We start from the raw sequence: 17,300 nt of genomic DNA, 5'->3' as shown, positions 1-17,300 counted from the left end.
TTCTAAAATGGTTTTCGTACGCGCATACCTTTGCCTGTTATTCATAAACTCCTTTCCAAACTCCATTTACTACCCACAGTCTCCAAAATAAACCGCTTACATTTCAAGCTGTACCTTCACACAAGAAAGGCTTTCGGACCGGTACTTACCTATACCTAGGTTCACCGGTCCTATTCCTACACTCTCCTACTTGATTCCTTTATTCGCCGTGTATTCGAGCCACTGCTTCTTATATTCAGCCTGCACCTTCTCCAGCCCGGCTGTTTTGGCCTTGCTCAAGAAGGTATTTAACCCTTCATCGATATTAGCGACCAGTCCGGCCTGCAGCGGATACAAATACTGCTTCTCTACCTGCTCCAATGCCGCACGCTCTGCCTGATAAGAGGTGTAATCTTCCGCGAATCCGAGGAAAATGTCGGGCTTCTGGATTTTGTCCAGCTCATCGAAGATCGCTTTTACATTGTCATAGCCTTTGTCAAACAGCATGAACTCCGGATTTCTCCAGGCCCATCCCTGCATGCCTTCACGCGGGAAGCCGTTTGTGTTTTTATCGCCCAGCATTGTGTAGTAGCCGTTTTCGATTTCGAAGTTTTTGCCTTGAATACCGTATTGGGTCAGCCAATTATAGCGTTTGTCCGTAACCAGCTTCTCGTAGAAGGCCAACGCCCGCTCCGCGTTCTTGCTGCTCTTCGGAATGGCGAAGCCGTTATGAATCGGATGCACCGGCGTAGCAAAGCCGATGGTCAGCCCGTACGGATGATACCCGAGATCCCAATCCGGATGCGCCGATTTCATCTTGATAAGGGAATCGTTGAAGCGGGTCGGGTTGTCGCCGATAATGGCCGCCGCTTTCCCGTTGACGACTTGGTCCGGTATGGTGTCCTTGACGTTCAGGACGTTTTTAGGGAAATACCCGTTATCGGCCCAGCGTTTGACCATAGTCAGCTCCTTCTTCTGCTCATCGGAGCCCCAGTAGGAGTACACCTCGTTCGGCTTATCGTATTTGATCCCTATTCCATAAGGAATCGGTCCGCCGATCCATTTGTTAAACTCGCGAATCCGGTCCGTCAAGCCGGAAATGTCCGAATTGGCGGCAAGAGGCATAATCGTCGGCTCGTTCTTCTTGATGCCGTCCAGATAAGCCTCGAAGGTAGCCAGATCGACAGGCTTCGGCAGGTTATATTTCTTGCGCAGATCCTCGCGCCATACAAATCCGTTCGTGACATACTCCTTGTAGGTGGCCGGAACGGTATAAATCTTGTTATCGATCTTGACCGCATCCCACATATCCTTCGGAACATGGGCCTGCAGCTTAGGCGCCGCTTTGGGCAGCAGATCGTCGAGGGCAAGGAAGGCACCGCTCTTCGCATAAGCCTGGAACTTGGTCCACTCCGCCGTGAAAATCAAGTCAACGGATTGCCCGGATGACAATAACAGCTTGTATTTTTGCTCCCAATCGGTCCACGTGGTGAAATTGAATTTCACGGTTGCGTTCAGGTCGGCCAGTGCCAGCTTGTTGACCTCCTCTTCTATAATAGGAAGATCCTTGGGCGCGCTGCCCAGCATGTAAAATTGCAGCTCCACCTTCTTCGAGGTATCGACGCCTGCCTTCGCCGGGGTCTGCGAGCCGGTCGGGGTATTATCGGAAGCGGCAGGCTTGGGGGCATTGCTAGCGCCCGTGCATCCGGACAATGCTGCCGACAGGAACACGCTCGCCATGAACAGCGATGCGGCTGTTTTTCCTTTATTCATTTTCATGTACATCCTCCCTTAAGTTCACTTGATATATGTTAGCCGGGCGGGAATGGAATCCTATCCCGGATTTAACCTTTTACCGCGCCAATCGTCAAGCCCTTGACAAAATACCTTTGAATAAATGGATACAAAAGCACGATCGGCCCCGTTACGATTAGCGCCATCGCCATTTTCGTGGATTCTGTAGGAATATCCTCCCCAAGACTGATGCCGGTGCCCGCCCCCATATTCGTAATAAAGGCAATCGTATTAATGATGTTGTAAAGATAATACTGCAGCTGGTACATCGACCTGTCATTGATGAACAGCGAGGAAGTAAACCAGTCGTTCCAATAATGAAGCGCGAGGAACAGCCCAACAGTGGCAATCCCCGGCAGCGAGAGCTGAAGCACGATCCGATAATAAATCGTAAAGTCGTTAGCCCCGTCGATCTTGGCCGATTCAATGATTTCGTCAGGCACGGCCGAACGGATAAAGTTCTTCATTAAAATAATGAGAAACGGGGACATCAGCCCAGGCAGCACCAGAATGGCATACGTATCCATCAGCTTAAAATATTTGGTCAGCATGATGTACCAGGGGATCAGCCCGCCTCCGAACAGCGTGGTGAAATAAATGTAGAAGGAGAAGCGGTTGCGATACTTGAAATCCTTGCGCTGCAGCACATACCCGGCCATGGTGATAAAGAAAAGACCGAGCAGCGTGCCGATCACTGTCGTGGAGGTAGTTACCCAGTAAGCCTGCAGTACCTCTTCCGGAAACTTGAATACCATCCGGTAGCCCTCAAAAGATAACTTCTCTGGAATCAGGTGATACCCGTCCCGGATGATGCTTTCATTGTCCGTAAAAGAGGCCGAAATAATCAGAAGAAACGGAAACAAGCAGGCAAGCGTGACGAGGGTAACGGCAATATAGGCCATCGTTTGGAACACATTGTAATACTTTTCTTCCTTGATCTTCATAGAATCCTCTCCCTGGCGTCATTGGCATGTTCACTAGAACAACGCGTATTCATCGTTAATTTTCCGGATGATATAATTGACCGTCATAATCAGGACAAATCCGAAAAGCGATTGGTATACCCCTGCCGCCGTAGCCATACCGATTTCAAAGGTCACCTTCAGCGAACGATACACGTACGTGTCGAGAATATCGGTCGTGTTATAGAGCAAGCCGTTATTGCCGACAAGCTGATAAAAAAGGTCGAATTGACCCTTCATGATGCTGCCGAGAGCGAACAAGAGCAGCATGACGAAGGTGGTTCGCAGCATGGGAACGGTAATATGCCAGATCCGCTGCAAAATGTTCGCTCCGTCGATCTTGGCCGCTTCGTAGTATTCGTCGCTTATGCCGGTAATGGCGGCCAGATAGATGACCATGCTGTAGCCGATGTTTTTCCACAGATAAAAGAGGATGATCAGAAAAATCCAAACCACCGGCTTGCTGTACACATCCACAGGCTCCATGCCGAAGCTTTTGAGCGTCGTGTTCATTACGCCGGTTTCATAATTGAACACGTTATAGACGATAACGCTCAAAATAACAAACGATACAAAGTACGGGAGAAACATAATCGACTGCGTCCATTTCTTGAACCATTTGGTCTTCAGCTCGCTGAGCATAATGGCCAAGGCTACCGCAAGCACGTTGCCCAGCACGATAAAGGCCAGATTGTATCCGAACGTGTTTAAGGTCAGCTGAAGCAAAATACCCGACTTCCATAAAAAACGGAAGTTCTCTAAGCCTACGAATTCACTCCCGAACAGGCTCGTATTAAAATCGAAACGGGTAAAAGCATAGTAGATTCCAACCATCGGAAAATACGAATTGATCAGAAAAAACAAAACCGCAGGCAGCAGCATCAAAAACATCACGCGGTTTATTCTCACCTCATGCCAGAAGCCTCTCTTCTTGCTGCCCACCGGCTTATCGGCTTCTCCAGCCCGGATCCGATTATTATTTCCTTCCATCATTGTGCTTGCGTTCAACCTGCATCACCTTCCTTGAATAATCTGCCGTTGTTCTATTCGTCGTTGGAGAATCCCCTGACCATGGCCCTGACCTTGGGCCGGGGTGTTCCCTGATTCGAAGTATAGGGGATGCCTGTTCGAATGGAAACTGAAGCTTCCGGAGGTTTGTGAACTATGCTGCGATGGGGTATATGAACAATAGCTACAGGAATGAATCCCGGCTGCAACCGCCTCAAGCTGCTGCACTATGGCCTCACTTCCGGTTCGCAGTTCACAAAAGTAAGAATAGTTCACTTCGGTTGTGTTTTTTAACTGGACTACGTTTTGTCTGGTATAGTATGATTTCTACACGATTTCCTAGTTCGGAGTGGAGGTGCCCCTAGTGAATGTGAATATCCGATCCTTTGTAAAAAACCGCAAGCTCTACACGGTCTTTCTCATGAGCATCACTTTGTGTATTGCGGTAACGCTTATGATCTCTTCATACGTCTATTATAGAAACTACACGGGCATTGCTTTGGAGCAGGCTTACCAATCCGATGTAAACAGCTTGACCGGCAAGAGCAAGGAAGTCATTGGCATGACGGACAGCGCACAGGCCCTTTCCTTTCAGATTTACCGCAACAGTACGATCGGGAAGCTGCTGTACTATCCGGTTCCCAATATTTATGACGTCACAGCCGCTATGGTGGAAATTTCCAACTATTTGAATTCCATGCCGTTTATCGAATCGATTCTGGTGTATAATTCGGCTTCGGATACCTTTTACGTAGCGGCGCATTCCGGGCAGAACGGAATCTTCACGCGCAGCGAGCTGGCGGATACCGGCATTCTTGATATCCTGTCGCATTTCAATGAATATAAACCGTTTACACCGATTCCCAGATCGTACGATATCAGCTCGGATACGAAGGAAACGATAAGCGCTTACACCTATCTCTGTTATGACGCCATTAACAAAAATCAGACGATCAATTCGGCTGTCGTGGTGAATATTTCGGCCTCATGGATTAATAAGGACATTGCGCCGGATCATGAGAGCACGCCGGGGCAAGCGTACATCCTGGATGACAAGAACCGGATGCTGTCCATCACGACGCTGCTGCCCCCCAACTGGTCCGAAGCGGATAATGCTCTGATTCTGAACCATGTGGCCGGCAGCAAATCCGGTTACTTCATCGATAAGATTAACGGGGAGAAAGCCCTGGTCACGTTTACCGAGAAGGATTCCCTGGGCTGGCAGTACGTAAGAATTACTCCTTACCGTGCGTTAACGAACAGCATCGGAACGATCCGGAATACGACGATGGCTATTGCCTCCGTTATCCTGCTTGCAGGGTTCATCATCTCCTGGCTGCTATCCGGCATCCTGTACAGGCCGATTCGACGAATGATGCATAAGGTCCATTCGCTGGAGACCGAGAGGCGTGATCATTTCCAGACCATCAAGCAAAATGCCCTTCGGCGGCTGCTGCTCGGCACGCGTTCTTTATCGAGCGAGCTGAAGCCGGAAAGCTTGAAAAGCATTGGCATCACCTTTCAATTCCATCAGGATTACCGGGTCGTTATTCTGAGAATCGACCGTTTCCAGAAGCTGAAGGCCAGTAACGGCAAGGATCTGCCCCTTTATAAGTACGCCATGATGAATATCAGCTCGGAAATTATGTCGAGCCCCTATCAAGCGGAAACGGTAGACATGGACGATGACAGCATCACGATGCTGGTGAATCTATCGGAAGAGCAGACTTCAGTCAGCGAAAAAGGGTTTGTGGAGCGGCTTCAGCAAATTCAAAAAGCGATTCATGATTTCCTGTCCATCAGCGTCTCTATTGCCTACAGTCCGGTTACTAACCAGCCTCACCACCTCCATCCGCTCTATGAGCAGGTAAAGGAAGCGGCGCTGCACCGCATGTTTTACGGACATGGCTGCCTGATTGATTCCGAGGATATTGTGGCGTTGAAATCGAGGGAATATGTATATCCTGTAGAAAAGGGCAAACGGCTAAGCGATGCGATTATGGCGGGGAAAATGGAGGAAGCGAAGGCGATCTTTGACGACATTGTTCAGGAGACGTCCCATTATCCGATTCATGTGATGCGGCTTGCGATCTCCCATTTGTCCATGACGATCAATAATTTGATCTATACGATCCAGAAGAACGGGGCATTGGAGTTTCGCAGCGGGCTGGACATTTATATGCCGTCGGTCGAAACCGTAGAGACGGTGGAGGAGCTGACGAGCTCCTTCCATGCTTTCCTGGATGAAATCCAAAGCAAGCTCGTAGAAAAGAGAACGATGAAGCAGGGTGATCTGATCCGCAGCATCAACGAGCTTATTGACCGGCATTATGCCGATCCGAATCTGTGCCTCAACTGGATCGCAGAACAGGTCTCCATGTCTTCTATTTATGTCAGCCGCGTGTATAAACAGCAGACGCTGAATGCCATTGTGGATGTGATTAACGAGGTCCGTCTGAAGAAAGCCAAGGAGCACCTGGAGCAAAGCGACAGCTCGATTGCTGAAATTGCGGAGAAAACGGGATATACCAGCAGCTCCTATTTCCACCGCATGTTCAAAAAACGGTTCGGGGTAACCCCGGCTGAATACCGGAAGGCTGTGAACGTCCGCATGGGGTGAAAATAAAAACACAGGCCGCTTTGCGCGCCTGTGTTTCCCATTTTGCGAAAACTAGCCGGCCTTGGAGCAGTGGGGAACCCGCAGGAGGTCAGCAGCATTTGGGCCATATTGTATCTCCTTAATCTTTCTATAGTAAGCGTTTACAACATTTTAGTGTTTCAGCTTGAACGAATTGCGAATAGACTCCACATCGTGAAACATAGACAGGTACTGCTGCTTCTTGTTCTCGTCGTCCGGCACATATTGAACATCGGAAGGGGTATGAAAAGTAAAGACCGTATCCCCGGTCTCGCCAATCTTCGTAACAGGAATAAGCTTCACAAGCTCCGTCCCATCCTTTTCCCACTTTGCCTTGGGCCATACCTCTACCGTAAATAACTGCCCTGCCGGACCGTTGATCTTGTTGGCAAAGGTAATTCGATCATTCCCCTCTGTTACCGTATATTGATTCTTCCACTTCACAGGAATGTCCAGCGTAAAGCGATGCTTCGTATTTTCATAAACCATGCTCTTGGAGCCGTCAGCCTTGTCGTCGGCACAGGCATTAAGAATACAAAGTGTGGTCAATAGCAGCACTAGAACAAATTGATTGCCTTTCATTCCCTATCCTCTCCTTCGGCATTCATTCCCTTGCATCCTTATACTATGTAGACGTACAAGATTGTAAAAAGTTTCCTTTGAATTACTTCTTTTTTTGTCCGGCAGGAGAGGATTGTGTATAAATTTATTGCGGCTTTAGTTCCAGCCAGCGCTTAACTGCCCAGACATGATGCTCATGGAACAACTCCTCCGCCCGCCCCATATCAATCCATTTCATAAGATGATCGTTCTCTATCGGCTCCGTCACTTTATTGACCAGCTGTGCTGCCCACTCAATCCACCGAATCCATCCACAATGTAAAAAGTTTCAACCGTTCCTCATCCACATCCTGTCTCCCATAGGCATCAAGAAATGCATCCATGTATCGGTCTGTCTTCAAATTATAGGCGAGCGTCCACATGCCCCAGTACAGATCATAATGCCGGTCTCCAACCCCGCCGTATCCGAGGTCGATAAACCCCTTCAATGCGAAGTTATCCATAATGATGTTAGGCAAGCAGTAATCCCCATGAATTAATACATGATCCTCCGCCGCACTCTGAATCTGCTGTACGATGACCGGACTAAGCCGACTCCCCGTTTCCTCCAGCATTTCCATCGTTCTATGAAGATAGGGGCAGCCCTCTGCCGGAAGGGAGTGAAGCATTCTTAAATACTCCCCGAACACACCGGCTAATTTCATCGGATTTGCGATATGTGCTTCCGACGTACCGTCTTCTCCCGCTACCGCTTGCGTAACTAAATAGTCGTGATCTTCATCGAAATCATAGGCCATCACATTAGGAGCTAGCCCATGGCAGCGGTGCAGGTATTGCGTCATTTCAAATTCCCGCTTCAGACGCCCCCGCTTGCTTATTTTGAGAAAAGACCTGTCGGTTCCCTCCACAAGCAGGGTTCTGGCTTCTTCCGAGCAGCTGCTGTCATAAATCACTGCCTTGTCTAATAAAGGTCTAACGGAGGCAGGAACAGTTTCCTTATCAAAGTCCGTTATGTTTTTTCTCATCAATCATCCACTCCATCCCTATTCATTCATAGGACCAAACACGCACACCGCATTAGAAACGGGTTATGGATGCAGCCCATTTAAATAACATTCGAAATCAGCAACCGAATGGAATTGGCGTATAGTCACCTCTTCCGAGCGAAGATGCCGCTCCAGCCGTTCGGCCATCTCCAATACAGCTGCACGCAGCGGCTCAAAATCGTCGGGGTCCAGAAGAGCTATCATGTCCGGGTAGCCGAACCTTTGGTAATAATGGCGATAGTCCCCCAGGTCAAGGAGCGGAGGTTTCTGCCCCTCTTCCGCCTCATAGAGAATTTGCGCCAGGCTGTCTTGAACATGGATCGCGGTAAAATGGGCCGTTTCATAGTGACCTTGCTCGCAGGCGGTCAGCATTTTGTTCAGCAGGCCCTTCGTTTCTTCGTAGTATCCCTTCATGCGTTCATGATAAGAGCGGCCCCTGCTCCCGCGCCTGTTCTTCCTTTTGTTGGCAAGGAGATGCAGCATATCCCCGGTCATTTGTTCACAGGCCTGCACAATTTCTGTTGTTGAACGGCTGAACATCACCGTATCGAGGCAGCTGTCCAACGCTTCCGGCTGAATCGGCAGGCTTCGTACCTGCTCGCGAAAATGGCCCCACATGCGCGTATAATACGTTTGGTTTACCAAAGCGAGGCTTTCAAAAAGAGACACGATGACTTCGTGAGCCAGCATCCGGCAATAAGATAAGTCCAGGCTGCCGCCGGCAAGGCGCATTTTCGTCAAGTTCAGCAGTCCATTGTGCAGTATGGCTTCCGCTTTATCAAGCAGGCCGTCAGCCTGATCCGGCTCCTTCATTGAAGCGATTTTATCTCGGAGGCCCAAAAATCTGGCGTAATCCTCCTCCGACCGGACATACAGCAGCTCGCAGTCCGCAATAATGGTGGTGCTCCAATTCTCGAAGGCCGCCATCTTCTCGGCACGTTCCCAGCGGATTGGCCAAAAATCGAAGCCGATTCCATCTATAATAAACTGAAGCTCTACTTCCTGCCCTCTGTCCGTGGCGGGGATGAAGAAAAAATCAAGATCCGACCGTTCAGTGGCCCTTCCCTGCAAATAAGAGCCGTAGTAACCGGCAATGGCTATATCCTGCGGATAATGCTTCCTGATCCGTTGGACCAATAGCTCCGCTACAGCAAAAACATCCACCGTGTTATCCCCCTATATCCCATCATACGAATCCGATATTGGATCCCGCTGGAATAACTATATAGGATTTTTTTCCAATAATGTAGTACTATAATCATTTTTTACCTGCCCATTGATGGCCCCACAAAGTGAAGCCTTAGCTTCGGAGCCTATTCTGGTACTTTGCGGGGAGCCCCGAAATATATAAGAACCCCCCACAAAGTGGACCCATGGCTGATTCGATGCAGAATGATACGGACTAGCGTCGTATCGAACGCTAGTCCGTTTCTGCTTGTTCATTTTTCGCTTTTTTGAGCTGCTTTCGCTCGACATGGGCCACTCCCCATTGATGTAAGGCTTCCAAAATGGGAGACAGGGTCATGCCGTATTCCGTGATGGAGTATTCCACTTTCGGCGGGACTTGCGGATAAATGACTCGTTTAATGATCTCTTCCTCCTCCAATTCCCGCAGATGGAGCGTAAGCATCCTTTGAGTGATATCAGGCAGCAATCTTCTTAGCTCATTGAACCGCAAAGGTTTACCTTGAAGCAAATGATAAAGGATAATCGGCTTCCATTTGCCGACGATCGAATCCAGAGCCACGACGAATTGACATTGGACAGGGTTCTTTTGCATACGTTGACCTCCGATACAGTACCTTTTTTAATACTATACCACATATTTGTGCCTACTTAACAAAACCATATATATATTATATGATCAGTCCAGAAACTGTATTTACTCTTATTACAGAAGGGAAGTTTTAATTCATGGCAACAGTACTGTACATCACCGCACATCCTCTTGATCCTCAGGAATCTTTTAGCCTTACGGTCGGCAACGCATTTATTGAAGCGTACCGAGAAGCAAACCCGACAGATGAAGTTGTTCATTTGGATCTGTACAAAGAGAATACTCCGCAATTTGATGCCGATGTTTTACGTGGTTGGGGAAAGCTGCGGTCGGGATCATCCTTCGATCAACTGTCTGATGCCGAGAAATCAAAAGTAGCTCGTCTTGAGGCGATTGTTGATCAATACGTGGCTGCTGATAAGTACGTATATGTTTCCCCCATGTGGAATTTCTCGATCCCGCCGGTAATGAAAGCATATACGGATGCGACTTCCATTCCGGGCAAGACTTTCAAATATACCAAAAATGGTCCTGTAGGTCTGTTGTCCGGCAAGAAAGCCTTACACATTCAAGCCAGCGGTTCCGTTTATTCGGAAGGTCCCCTTGCTTCAATTGAAATGGGCTACAGCTATCTGAAAAAGATTTTACAGTTCTATGGGATTCCATCTATGGAGGCCATTTTTGTGGAAGGAACGGCATCATTAGAGCGAGCTCCAGCTATTAAGGAAAAAGCAATCGCTCATGCGAAGGAAGCTGCCCAACGTTTCTAACCAGGCGTTGGCATCGTTCTCGAGCCGAAATCCGCAAATACAAAAAAGCCTGCTGAAGTTTTTCAACAGGCTGAGGAGCTTACAAAAAAGACACCTTGCCGGTGTCTTTTTCCGATCTAAAAAAAATGACGCAAAACCATCAGGACGACAACGCCCGATAATACAGTCCCCAAGATGCTGCGGGTCAAGACGGCTACCATAAAGCTCGGGATGGCCGCCCAAAGCTCCAGATTTCGGGAAATCGGAGGCACTGCTCCATCATGGACAAATAGCTCCTGACCTACTAGCGCAGCCATGACTGCAACAGGCACGTAGTTGAGCCAGCGCATGGCCCACGCCGGGAGCTCAAAGCGGCTTAGCACCATCAACGGTACGACCCGGGGAATCAGCGTGACGACAGCCGCCGCGATAATGACTAACAAGACGTACCCTCTTACTTCCACTTTTCCATCCCCATTCCTACCGTAGCCGCAACAACAGTTGCAATGATGATGCCAAAGCTCCCGGAGACGATGAAGGTGCTGCCTATCCCGACCACAACCGCTACGATACCGACAACGAGATCGCGTCTCATATTTTTTCTGCCGGCAAGAGACAGCACCAGCAGGCCGATAAACATGCCCACCAAGGCAAAATCAAGCCCCCATTGCTCGGGATTCGTGATCCATTGTCCCAGGTAGGCGCCTGCCAAATTAGCCAGCCACCATCCGAGATAGGCGGTAATGTTCAGCCCATGCATCCATTTCTCGTTGATTTCCTTCGTCTTCACCGCCTTGTTCATGGCGACTCCGAAGGTCTCGTCTGACAGCAGGGTACCGACCAGAAAATTCTTAAATGAAGAAAGATGCTTGAAATAGGGCGAAATGGACGCACTTAGTAAAATGTAACGGGCATTCACGAATAAAGTCGTGATAGCAATAGCCGTAACAGAGCTGCTGGAAGCCATCATTCCGACGGCAATGAATTGTGCCGAACCGGCGTAGAGCAGCAGGCAAAACAAAGTAATCTCGGAGATGCTCAAGCCCGCTGTCGTCATCACGACCCCCGCGGCGATCCCTATGCTTACGTATCCGAGCAGGGTCGGCAGGCAGTCTTTGACTCCTTGAAGAAAGCTTTCCTCATCCTTTTGCGACAATACGGTCTGTGCGTGAATTGGTTTTGTACTCATAGCAGTCCCTTCTTCATCGTTCATCTTGCGAATAACAGAGGTTATTCAGCTAACTACTACCAAAATTTCAAAGAAAATACGGTTCAACGAATTGAACCGCTTAGATAAACAAATCACTTAAATCGTTTCCCCGTCACTACCTGGTACAAATCTGGCCGATTCGTCCAAAAATCCTTGATTTTGTCCGGACCAAAATGAGTCGCAACCTCCGCAAACATGATGTCATGCCTTATGTATTCAATGGCAACTAACACGAGCGCAGGGTCCTGCGTTTTGACCGCCCAAGCCGTCGCGGCGGCACTCGGATTGAAGTTGGCGATCAGCACCTCTTCATGGTCTCTTGTAATCACTGTCAGATGCCCGTTCGCCCTCTGTTCGGGAACTTCGGGAGCCATGTAGTTATGATGGGTCGTGGTACCGAGCTTGATGTCCGGAGCCCCGAACACACAGGAAAACACATCCAGCCCATCCTTCACGCGGCGGTCGACAGCCTCCTTCACCGTTCCGACTTGAGGCTCCCAAATCGACAGCCACAGCTCCTTATCGGCCTTCTCTATCATTTCGATCATCTCTGCGTTCACGAGCTCATCGCTGCTGATACGCCGGATGACGTCGATTTCCTGCTCGCTTTCCAGCGCGGAGAGGCTTTTCTCCAGGTAATCGAACGATTGCTCGAAGGTGCTTCTCAGGCGGCTTATCAGCTCCTTGGCCGGCAATGGGGCATAGGTCACCGGCTCGGAAGGTACTGTATAGACAGCACCTTTATCCAACAGCTTGCCTAACACCTCATAAATCATGGAACGAGGAACTCCTGAACGCTTGCTGATCTCATAACCGGTAATCGGGTAGTTCTTCAACAAGCCTACGTAAGCTTTGCATTCATATTGGGAAAACCCTAATTTTTGCAGCTCTTTATAGATGTCGTCCATAAGACTCCTTATAGTAGTTAGTGTTATACTTACTATACAAACAATCGATTTATTCGTCAATGAGGAAATTCGCCGTATTTCGTCCATCTGTCTGTGCTGCCAAGCCGTATTTTTTTGCCCTATGCTGACGAAAAAATGACTAAAACAGAAGTTACCTGTTGAATGCGGAGTGCAGGCATTATATAATTTCTTATGGAGGTGATAACCAGTGGCAAAACACTTTGCCGGGGCTCGCTTCACTCATGCAAAGCCTAGTATTGGAGGCGATACTTTGCATGGGGCGGGACATCAGATAAACATTATATCGCCCATTTGAGCTTAATATCGTTTCTAATAATTGGTTTTGCGCCTTATAATTTTTCATTTTCAAACTATAAGGAGCTGAAACTCATGACTCAACCTTTTATTAGAAACCACCAGTATAACCTTATTCTCAAACAAATGGACATTCTGCAGCATACGTACAGAACAGTGGCGGACCCCAAGATCATAGAATCCGTCCGGTTCAGCGCAGAGTCCAAAATCATAGAAGTCTTTGAATCGCTTACGGAAGAACAGCGGCAATTGCTGTCCGCGATTTCCAGCTTGAAAACCGCGGAGGACTTTCATGCCTATGGACGTTCCTTGGAGCCGTACTTGATCGAATTTCCGCAAGTAACGGAGAAGCAGATCAAGAAGCTGTTTCATAAAAACAAAAAATTGGCGATGCCGGATTGGAGCTCTATCCGCAATGACCGCATCACCTATCTTGGCTGGCTGGATATCTCCACCAACAAGATGTTTATTGTGTATCAGCTGAATGGCCAAATTATCGGTCTGGAAGGAAAATTTACGCCGACCCATAAGAAAGGCGTCTGCTTCATATGCAACAGGCACGAAGAGGTCGCTTTATTCTCCGCCATATCCAAATCTCGGCCTGCAAATGCTTCTTCCGATTATTACAAAGCGGTCGGCAACTATATGTGCATCCATAGCGATGCATGCAACAAAAACATTACGGATCTGACTTCCTTAGAGAAGTTTATCCATCATGTCATAGGCTAACAAACTAGGGCGGCTATCAGCCGCCCTTTTCACGTTCAAGAGGGGATAAATACGATCTGCGTATTATCCCCTTTTGATTTATTTTCCCATCCATGAAGCTCTACCGGACATAATGTACCAGGAAAAAGAATACCCCAGTTCATAGCTTAGCTCATGAAGTATTAGGAGGACGGCAAGCCATAGCTGTCCAAAAAGGCATTGACCAGCGCAAGCGGCTCCTCATAGCCGTAATGACGGAAGGAATATCCTTTGGCCACATACGGCGCTCCGTTGTAGAACATTTCGTACTGCTGGTGCCGCCCCCCGAATTCGGAGCCGATAATATCCCACGCCAGCTTGAACAACTGGACCTTCTGCTCCGCCTTCACGCCGGTCGAGCGGATATAACGCTCCATATCTCCCCGTGTCTCCGGATTCATAAGCTCTCTATATGAAGACGGCACCTGAAGGACGCCGCCGCCTACCAGCTCGCGCAGAATGCTGATGACCGAAGAATAGATCTTATCCTGCATGCCGACAATCCCGTACAAGAACCGTCCGTGCGGCCTGGCTACCCCATTGCCGTCAATGATGCATTCGTACTCGGAGGCCAGCAGCATCCCTTCTACCGAAGCAGCTAACGAAGCCAGCTCCCCGAGCCGTTCCTGCACCTGAGGAAATTTGTCCGTTCCGTTCATTTCCGTTATTTTCCTCGCCACTCCGATCAGGAACTTCATCTTCACGGCCAGACGGGTCTGTGCCTGGTTGTTGCCCAGAGCGTGAGCTGGCGTCACCATAAACTGCGCACGAGTCGCTTCAATATTTTTGTAGACAAAAACATGCTTCCATGGGATGAACACATCATCAAAGACCACGAGTGAGTCACTTTCATCGAACTGGGTCGATAACGGATAATCATAAGTACTCGGCTTATCCGCGGCAAAGCTTTGCCGTGCGTACAGCTTCAGCCCCGGCGCATCCATCGGCACGACAAACGATATCGCATAATCCTCGTCCCCAGGACGCAGAGGGGTAATGCTGCTGCAAAACAAATAATTGGACACAGCCGAGCTGGTCCCTAGCATTTGCGATCCTCGTACGATGATCCCGTCTTCTCGTTCCTCATACACTCCGACAGGGAGGAATTTCTCCTCCTGCTCATGTGCCGTTTTAGTACGGTCGATTTGCGGAGGGATGATGACATAAGTAACGAATTGATCATGATCCCTTGCGTATTGATAGAAATCGAGAACGTTTTGCGCCCTATCACCGAACACTTCCGGGTGGCTCGCAAAGCCTGACAAAAAACTGGCAACGTGATCAGGGCTCCTCCCGGCAAAACCGCAGGTCGCCTCTGCCCAACGGGTTATCGCTTGACGGCGGTTCGCCAAGTCTTCCCTGCTTCTCGGTATCATAAAGATTCGATTCGCAATGGTACCGTCCACTGTGGTGTAGGTCATTCGGTTCGCCGGATCGGCGGCAATATCGTACAGCTTGGAGAATGATTCGACAATACCTGAGAAGGCGGGATGGGTCGTCACATCTTTAACGCGCTCGCCGTTAATATAGATGCAGCGATGATCCTTCAAAGATTCCTTGTATTGCTTGCCGTTCCTTACCATCCTTTTCTTCCTTTCACCTGGCTTCCGGCCCCCGCTCGATGGAGCCCCACCGTTTGACCCAATCCGGATCATAGCCAAACTGGTCGAGAACCCGGCCTACCGTATGATTTACGATATCATCAATCGTCTGCGGTTTATTGTAAAAAGCAGGCATCGGGGGAAAGACCATCGCACCCGCCAAAATGACTGTTTCCATATTCCGCACATGAATCAGGTTTAATGGGGATTCTCTTGTCAGCAAAATCAGCTTCTTGCCTTCCTTCAGCATGACGTCCGCTGCCCGGGTTACCAGATCGGAGGCTAATCCGGAGGCAACCCCTGCCAGCGTCTTCATGCTGCACGGAGCAATGACCATACCGTCGACGCGGAAGGAGCCGGAGGATACGCTTGCAGCCTGATTTTTCACGCTATGATAGACGGAAGCCATCTTCTTCACCTGATTGAGGGAATACGATGTTTCCATCTGAATCGTCTTCTCTCCCCATTCGCTAATAATCAGATGGGTCTCAGCCCCCAGCTCATTCAAGGCTTCCAATAATCGCACGCCATAGATGGCACCTGAACCTCCGGTAATACCAACGATGATTCTTTTCATTCAGGAGTCCTCCGTCGTTTGTCGTTTCGTTACTTAGTTATTTCCAAAATAACGGTCGACGATCTGCTGCGGCAGCCGGTCCGTCACGACCGCGTTTTGCACGTATTCCGCAAAGTTCGGAATCCGGGTGACTTCATAGTCATTCGGGGCCGCACTTAACGGCACCGTACAATCGAAGCCCATCTTGGAGCCGACCCCGTTGTCCGTCGACGGATCTAGCTTCGAGCCTAACGCCCGGTGAACGACGACCAGATCGTGCTCCGCCTGAAACCGCGTCGCCAAGCACCAGTCGACCTGATCCATATCAAAAATATCGATTTCTTCATCCACGACAATCACTTTTTTCACATCGTAATGGCCGGCAAAGGCAGCCAAAATCACGTTTTTCGCTTCGCCCTCGTTCCGCTTTTTCATGGAAACGACCATGTGAAAGCGGCATTTGCCGCCTTTGGTCAGATGAACGTTACGAACCGTCGGTACCGTATTTTTCAAGGATCTTAACAGCGACGCTTCACGAGGAATTCCTCCCAGCAGCAGGTTCTCGTCCGAGCCGGCAAGGCAGGTCTGATAAATCGGGTCCTTGCGGTGCGTAACGCAATGGATCTCTATGACTTCTTTATTGCTCTTGGCTCCGTAATAAGCCGGGAACTCCCCGAATGGACCTTCCGGTTCACGTACCTTCGGCAAAATTTTACCTTCCAACACGATCTCCGCATGTGCGGGAACATCGATATTGACGGTTTTGCAGCGGACTACCGGGATCGGGGCGTTCTTCAAAGCGCCCGCAATCTCCAATTCATCCTGACCCAGCGGCGCAATGGCTTGTGAAGCCAGCATCAGAATCGGATCGACGCCGATGACGATGGCGATTTCCAACGGAAGCCCCTTCTCTTCCATCTTTTTGTAAAAATTAAACGTATGTCTCGGCAAAATCAGCGCCCCGAGACGATTGGGCCCCGAAACCTGAAGCCGGTGAATGGAGACGTTCTGATTGCCGGTTTCCGGGTCCCGGACAATGGCAAGCCCCGCGCTGATATACGGACCGGAATCCTTCTCTTGATGAATCGGGATCGGGAATAGCTTCAACAGATCGATGTCCGTATCGATAACGACCTCATGGACAGGAGCCGCGTCGCTCGATACCGGCTCGGTCGGCAGCGGATGATCAATGGCTTCGAGAAATTTCGGAATCATCTCCTCTTCCTTGCACCCGAGCGCCTGTGCAAAATGGGAACGGGTGCTGGCGATCCCCGCTACAGCCGAAGTGGTGTAGCCAGAAACCTTCGGGAAGAACACCGGCTTGACGCCGTCATATTGCTTGGTCAACGCCGCGATCTCAAATTCCGTCGATACATGCTTGTCTACTACCGCCAATTGACCGGATTCGTTCATATACTGCAGCCAGGATCTCAAACTATTTGCTATCAT

Annotated in this window: 17 protein-coding genes; 3 read left to right on the top strand and 14 right to left on the bottom strand. The window is 49.3% G+C overall.

Annotated elements, in window-relative coordinates; translation table 11 throughout:
* Positions 1–186: 186 nt before the first annotated feature.
* From GGC63_RS08750 to GGC63_RS08740, 3 genes are all read right to left on the bottom strand, one after another.
* Complete coding sequence (locus GGC63_RS08750) at positions 187–1,752, bottom strand: extracellular solute-binding protein (RefSeq protein WP_192702251.1); 1,566 nt, start codon at positions 1,750–1,752, stop codon at positions 187–189.
* Positions 1,753–1,823: 71 nt separating this feature from the next.
* Positions 1,824–2,717 carry a carbohydrate ABC transporter permease gene (locus GGC63_RS08745; protein ID WP_192701957.1) on the bottom strand — a complete coding sequence of 298 codons (894 nt, stop codon included), beginning with the start codon at positions 2,715–2,717 and terminating at the stop codon, positions 1,824–1,826.
* Between the two features lie 33 nt (positions 2,718–2,750).
* Positions 2,751–3,728 carry an ABC transporter permease gene (locus tag GGC63_RS08740; protein ID WP_192702250.1) on the bottom strand — a complete coding sequence of 326 codons (978 nt, stop codon included), beginning with the start codon at positions 3,726–3,728 and terminating at the stop codon, positions 2,751–2,753.
* A gap of 379 nt (positions 3,729–4,107) precedes the next feature.
* On the opposite strand from GGC63_RS08740, the gene GGC63_RS08735 reads away from it, so the two are divergent.
* On the top strand, positions 4,108–6,363 hold the full coding sequence (locus GGC63_RS08735) for a helix-turn-helix domain-containing protein (RefSeq protein WP_318781006.1): 2,256 nt from the start codon (positions 4,108–4,110) through the stop codon (positions 6,361–6,363).
* Positions 6,364–6,513: 150 nt separating this feature from the next.
* Here the strand turns inward: GGC63_RS08735 and GGC63_RS08730 are convergent, their stop codons facing one another.
* The 5 genes from GGC63_RS08730 to GGC63_RS08715 all read right to left on the bottom strand — a co-directional run bounded on the left by GGC63_RS08730 (position 6,514) and on the right by GGC63_RS08715 (position 9,768).
* Positions 6,514–6,963, bottom strand: a complete 450-nt coding sequence (locus GGC63_RS08730) for a methyltransferase (RefSeq protein WP_192701956.1) — start codon at positions 6,961–6,963, stop codon at positions 6,514–6,516.
* 124 nt (positions 6,964–7,087) lie between these two features.
* Complete coding sequence (locus GGC63_RS34850) at positions 7,088–7,210, bottom strand: hypothetical protein (RefSeq protein WP_256865443.1); 123 nt, start codon at positions 7,208–7,210, stop codon at positions 7,088–7,090.
* 25 nt (positions 7,211–7,235) lie between these two features.
* Positions 7,236–7,967 carry an aminoglycoside 3'-phosphotransferase gene (locus GGC63_RS08725; RefSeq protein WP_192701955.1) on the bottom strand — a complete coding sequence of 244 codons (732 nt, stop codon included), beginning with the start codon at positions 7,965–7,967 and terminating at the stop codon, positions 7,236–7,238.
* 63 nt (positions 7,968–8,030) lie between these two features.
* Complete coding sequence (locus GGC63_RS08720) at positions 8,031–9,152, bottom strand: nucleotidyltransferase domain-containing protein (RefSeq protein ID WP_192701954.1); 1,122 nt, start codon at positions 9,150–9,152, stop codon at positions 8,031–8,033.
* 256 nt (positions 9,153–9,408) lie between these two features.
* Positions 9,409–9,768 (bottom strand): winged helix-turn-helix transcriptional regulator, encoded by a 360-nt coding sequence (locus tag GGC63_RS08715; protein ID WP_192701953.1) that lies wholly within the window; start codon positions 9,766–9,768, stop codon positions 9,409–9,411.
* 134 nt (positions 9,769–9,902) lie between these two features.
* Between GGC63_RS08715 and GGC63_RS08710 the strand changes: the two genes are divergently transcribed.
* Entirely contained in the window at positions 9,903–10,535 is a 633-nt protein-coding gene (locus GGC63_RS08710) for an NAD(P)H-dependent oxidoreductase (protein ID WP_192701952.1), read from the top strand.
* 116 nt (positions 10,536–10,651) lie between these two features.
* On the opposite strand, the gene GGC63_RS08705 is transcribed toward GGC63_RS08710, so the two are convergent.
* The 3 genes from GGC63_RS08705 to GGC63_RS08695 all read right to left on the bottom strand — a co-directional run bounded on the left by GGC63_RS08705 (position 10,652) and on the right by GGC63_RS08695 (position 12,632).
* Positions 10,652–10,978 carry an AzlD domain-containing protein gene (locus tag GGC63_RS08705; RefSeq protein WP_192701951.1) on the bottom strand — a complete coding sequence of 109 codons (327 nt, stop codon included), beginning with the start codon at positions 10,976–10,978 and terminating at the stop codon, positions 10,652–10,654.
* Positions 10,969–11,703 (bottom strand): AzlC family ABC transporter permease, encoded by a 735-nt coding sequence (locus GGC63_RS08700; protein ID WP_192701950.1) that lies wholly within the window; start codon positions 11,701–11,703, stop codon positions 10,969–10,971. Before GGC63_RS08700 ends, GGC63_RS08705 begins: the two co-directional genes overlap by 10 nt.
* A gap of 113 nt (positions 11,704–11,816) precedes the next feature.
* Positions 11,817–12,632, bottom strand: a complete 816-nt coding sequence (locus GGC63_RS08695; RefSeq protein WP_192701949.1) for a TrmB family transcriptional regulator — start codon at positions 12,630–12,632, stop codon at positions 11,817–11,819.
* Positions 12,633–13,022: 390 nt separating this feature from the next.
* On the opposite strand from GGC63_RS08695, the gene GGC63_RS08690 reads away from it, so the two are divergent.
* Positions 13,023–13,676, top strand: coding sequence for a FusB/FusC family EF-G-binding protein (locus GGC63_RS08690; RefSeq protein ID WP_192701948.1), 654 nt, complete (start codon positions 13,023–13,025; stop codon positions 13,674–13,676).
* Between the two features lie 161 nt (positions 13,677–13,837).
* Here GGC63_RS08690 and GGC63_RS08685 read toward each other — a convergent pair whose 3' ends face one another.
* The 3 genes from GGC63_RS08685 to GGC63_RS08675 are packed head-to-tail and all read right to left on the bottom strand — an operon-like array spanning position 13,838 to position 17,300.
* Positions 13,838–15,277, bottom strand: coding sequence for a 4-hydroxyphenylacetate 3-hydroxylase family protein (locus GGC63_RS08685; protein WP_192701947.1), 1,440 nt, complete (start codon positions 15,275–15,277; stop codon positions 13,838–13,840).
* A gap of 13 nt (positions 15,278–15,290) precedes the next feature.
* A complete protein-coding gene (locus GGC63_RS08680; protein ID WP_079912331.1) occupies positions 15,291–15,872 on the bottom strand; it encodes a UbiX family flavin prenyltransferase in 582 nt (193 codons plus the stop codon).
* A 33-nt stretch (positions 15,873–15,905) separates the two neighbouring features.
* Complete coding sequence (locus GGC63_RS08675) at positions 15,906–17,300, bottom strand: UbiD family decarboxylase (protein ID WP_192701946.1); 1,395 nt, start codon at positions 17,298–17,300, stop codon at positions 15,906–15,908.

Origin of the sequence: Paenibacillus sp. OAS669 (assembly GCF_014873645.1) — a bacterium.
Classification (GTDB): Bacteria; Bacillota; Bacilli; order Paenibacillales; family NBRC-103111; genus Paenibacillus_S; species Paenibacillus_S vulneris.
This window is presented reverse-complemented; position numbering and strand designations above follow the sequence as displayed.

What these genes read in the sequence shown, in the direction of transcription:
- GGC63_RS08675 (WP_192701946.1), bottom strand. Translation starts at nt 17,300, where the DNA reads ATGATAGCAAATAGTTTGAGATCCTGGCTGCAGTATATGAACGAATCC.
- GGC63_RS08690 (WP_192701948.1), top strand. Translation starts at nt 13,023, where the DNA reads ATGACTCAACCTTTTATTAGAAACCACCAGTATAACCTTATTCTCAAA.
- GGC63_RS08730 (WP_192701956.1), bottom strand. Translation starts at nt 6,963, where the DNA reads ATGAAAGGCAATCAATTTGTTCTAGTGCTGCTATTGACCACACTTTGT.
- GGC63_RS08725 (WP_192701955.1), bottom strand. Translation starts at nt 7,967, where the DNA reads ATGAGAAAAAACATAACGGACTTTGATAAGGAAACTGTTCCTGCCTCC.
- GGC63_RS08700 (WP_192701950.1), bottom strand. Translation starts at nt 11,703, where the DNA reads ATGAGTACAAAACCAATTCACGCACAGACCGTATTGTCGCAAAAGGAT.
- GGC63_RS08750 (WP_192702251.1), bottom strand. Translation starts at nt 1,752, where the DNA reads ATGAATAAAGGAAAAACAGCCGCATCGCTGTTCATGGCGAGCGTGTTC.
- GGC63_RS08685 (WP_192701947.1), bottom strand. Translation starts at nt 15,277, where the DNA reads ATGGTAAGGAACGGCAAGCAATACAAGGAATCTTTGAAGGATCATCGC.
- GGC63_RS08680 (WP_079912331.1), bottom strand. Translation starts at nt 15,872, where the DNA reads ATGAAAAGAATCATCGTTGGTATTACCGGAGGTTCAGGTGCCATCTAT.
- GGC63_RS08695 (WP_192701949.1), bottom strand. Translation starts at nt 12,632, where the DNA reads ATGGACGACATCTATAAAGAGCTGCAAAAATTAGGGTTTTCCCAATAT.
- GGC63_RS08745 (WP_192701957.1), bottom strand. Translation starts at nt 2,717, where the DNA reads ATGAAGATCAAGGAAGAAAAGTATTACAATGTGTTCCAAACGATGGCC.
- GGC63_RS08710 (WP_192701952.1), top strand. Translation starts at nt 9,903, where the DNA reads ATGGCAACAGTACTGTACATCACCGCACATCCTCTTGATCCTCAGGAA.
- GGC63_RS08715 (WP_192701953.1), bottom strand. Translation starts at nt 9,768, where the DNA reads ATGCAAAAGAACCCTGTCCAATGTCAATTCGTCGTGGCTCTGGATTCG.
- GGC63_RS08740 (WP_192702250.1), bottom strand. Translation starts at nt 3,728, where the DNA reads ATGATGGAAGGAAATAATAATCGGATCCGGGCTGGAGAAGCCGATAAG.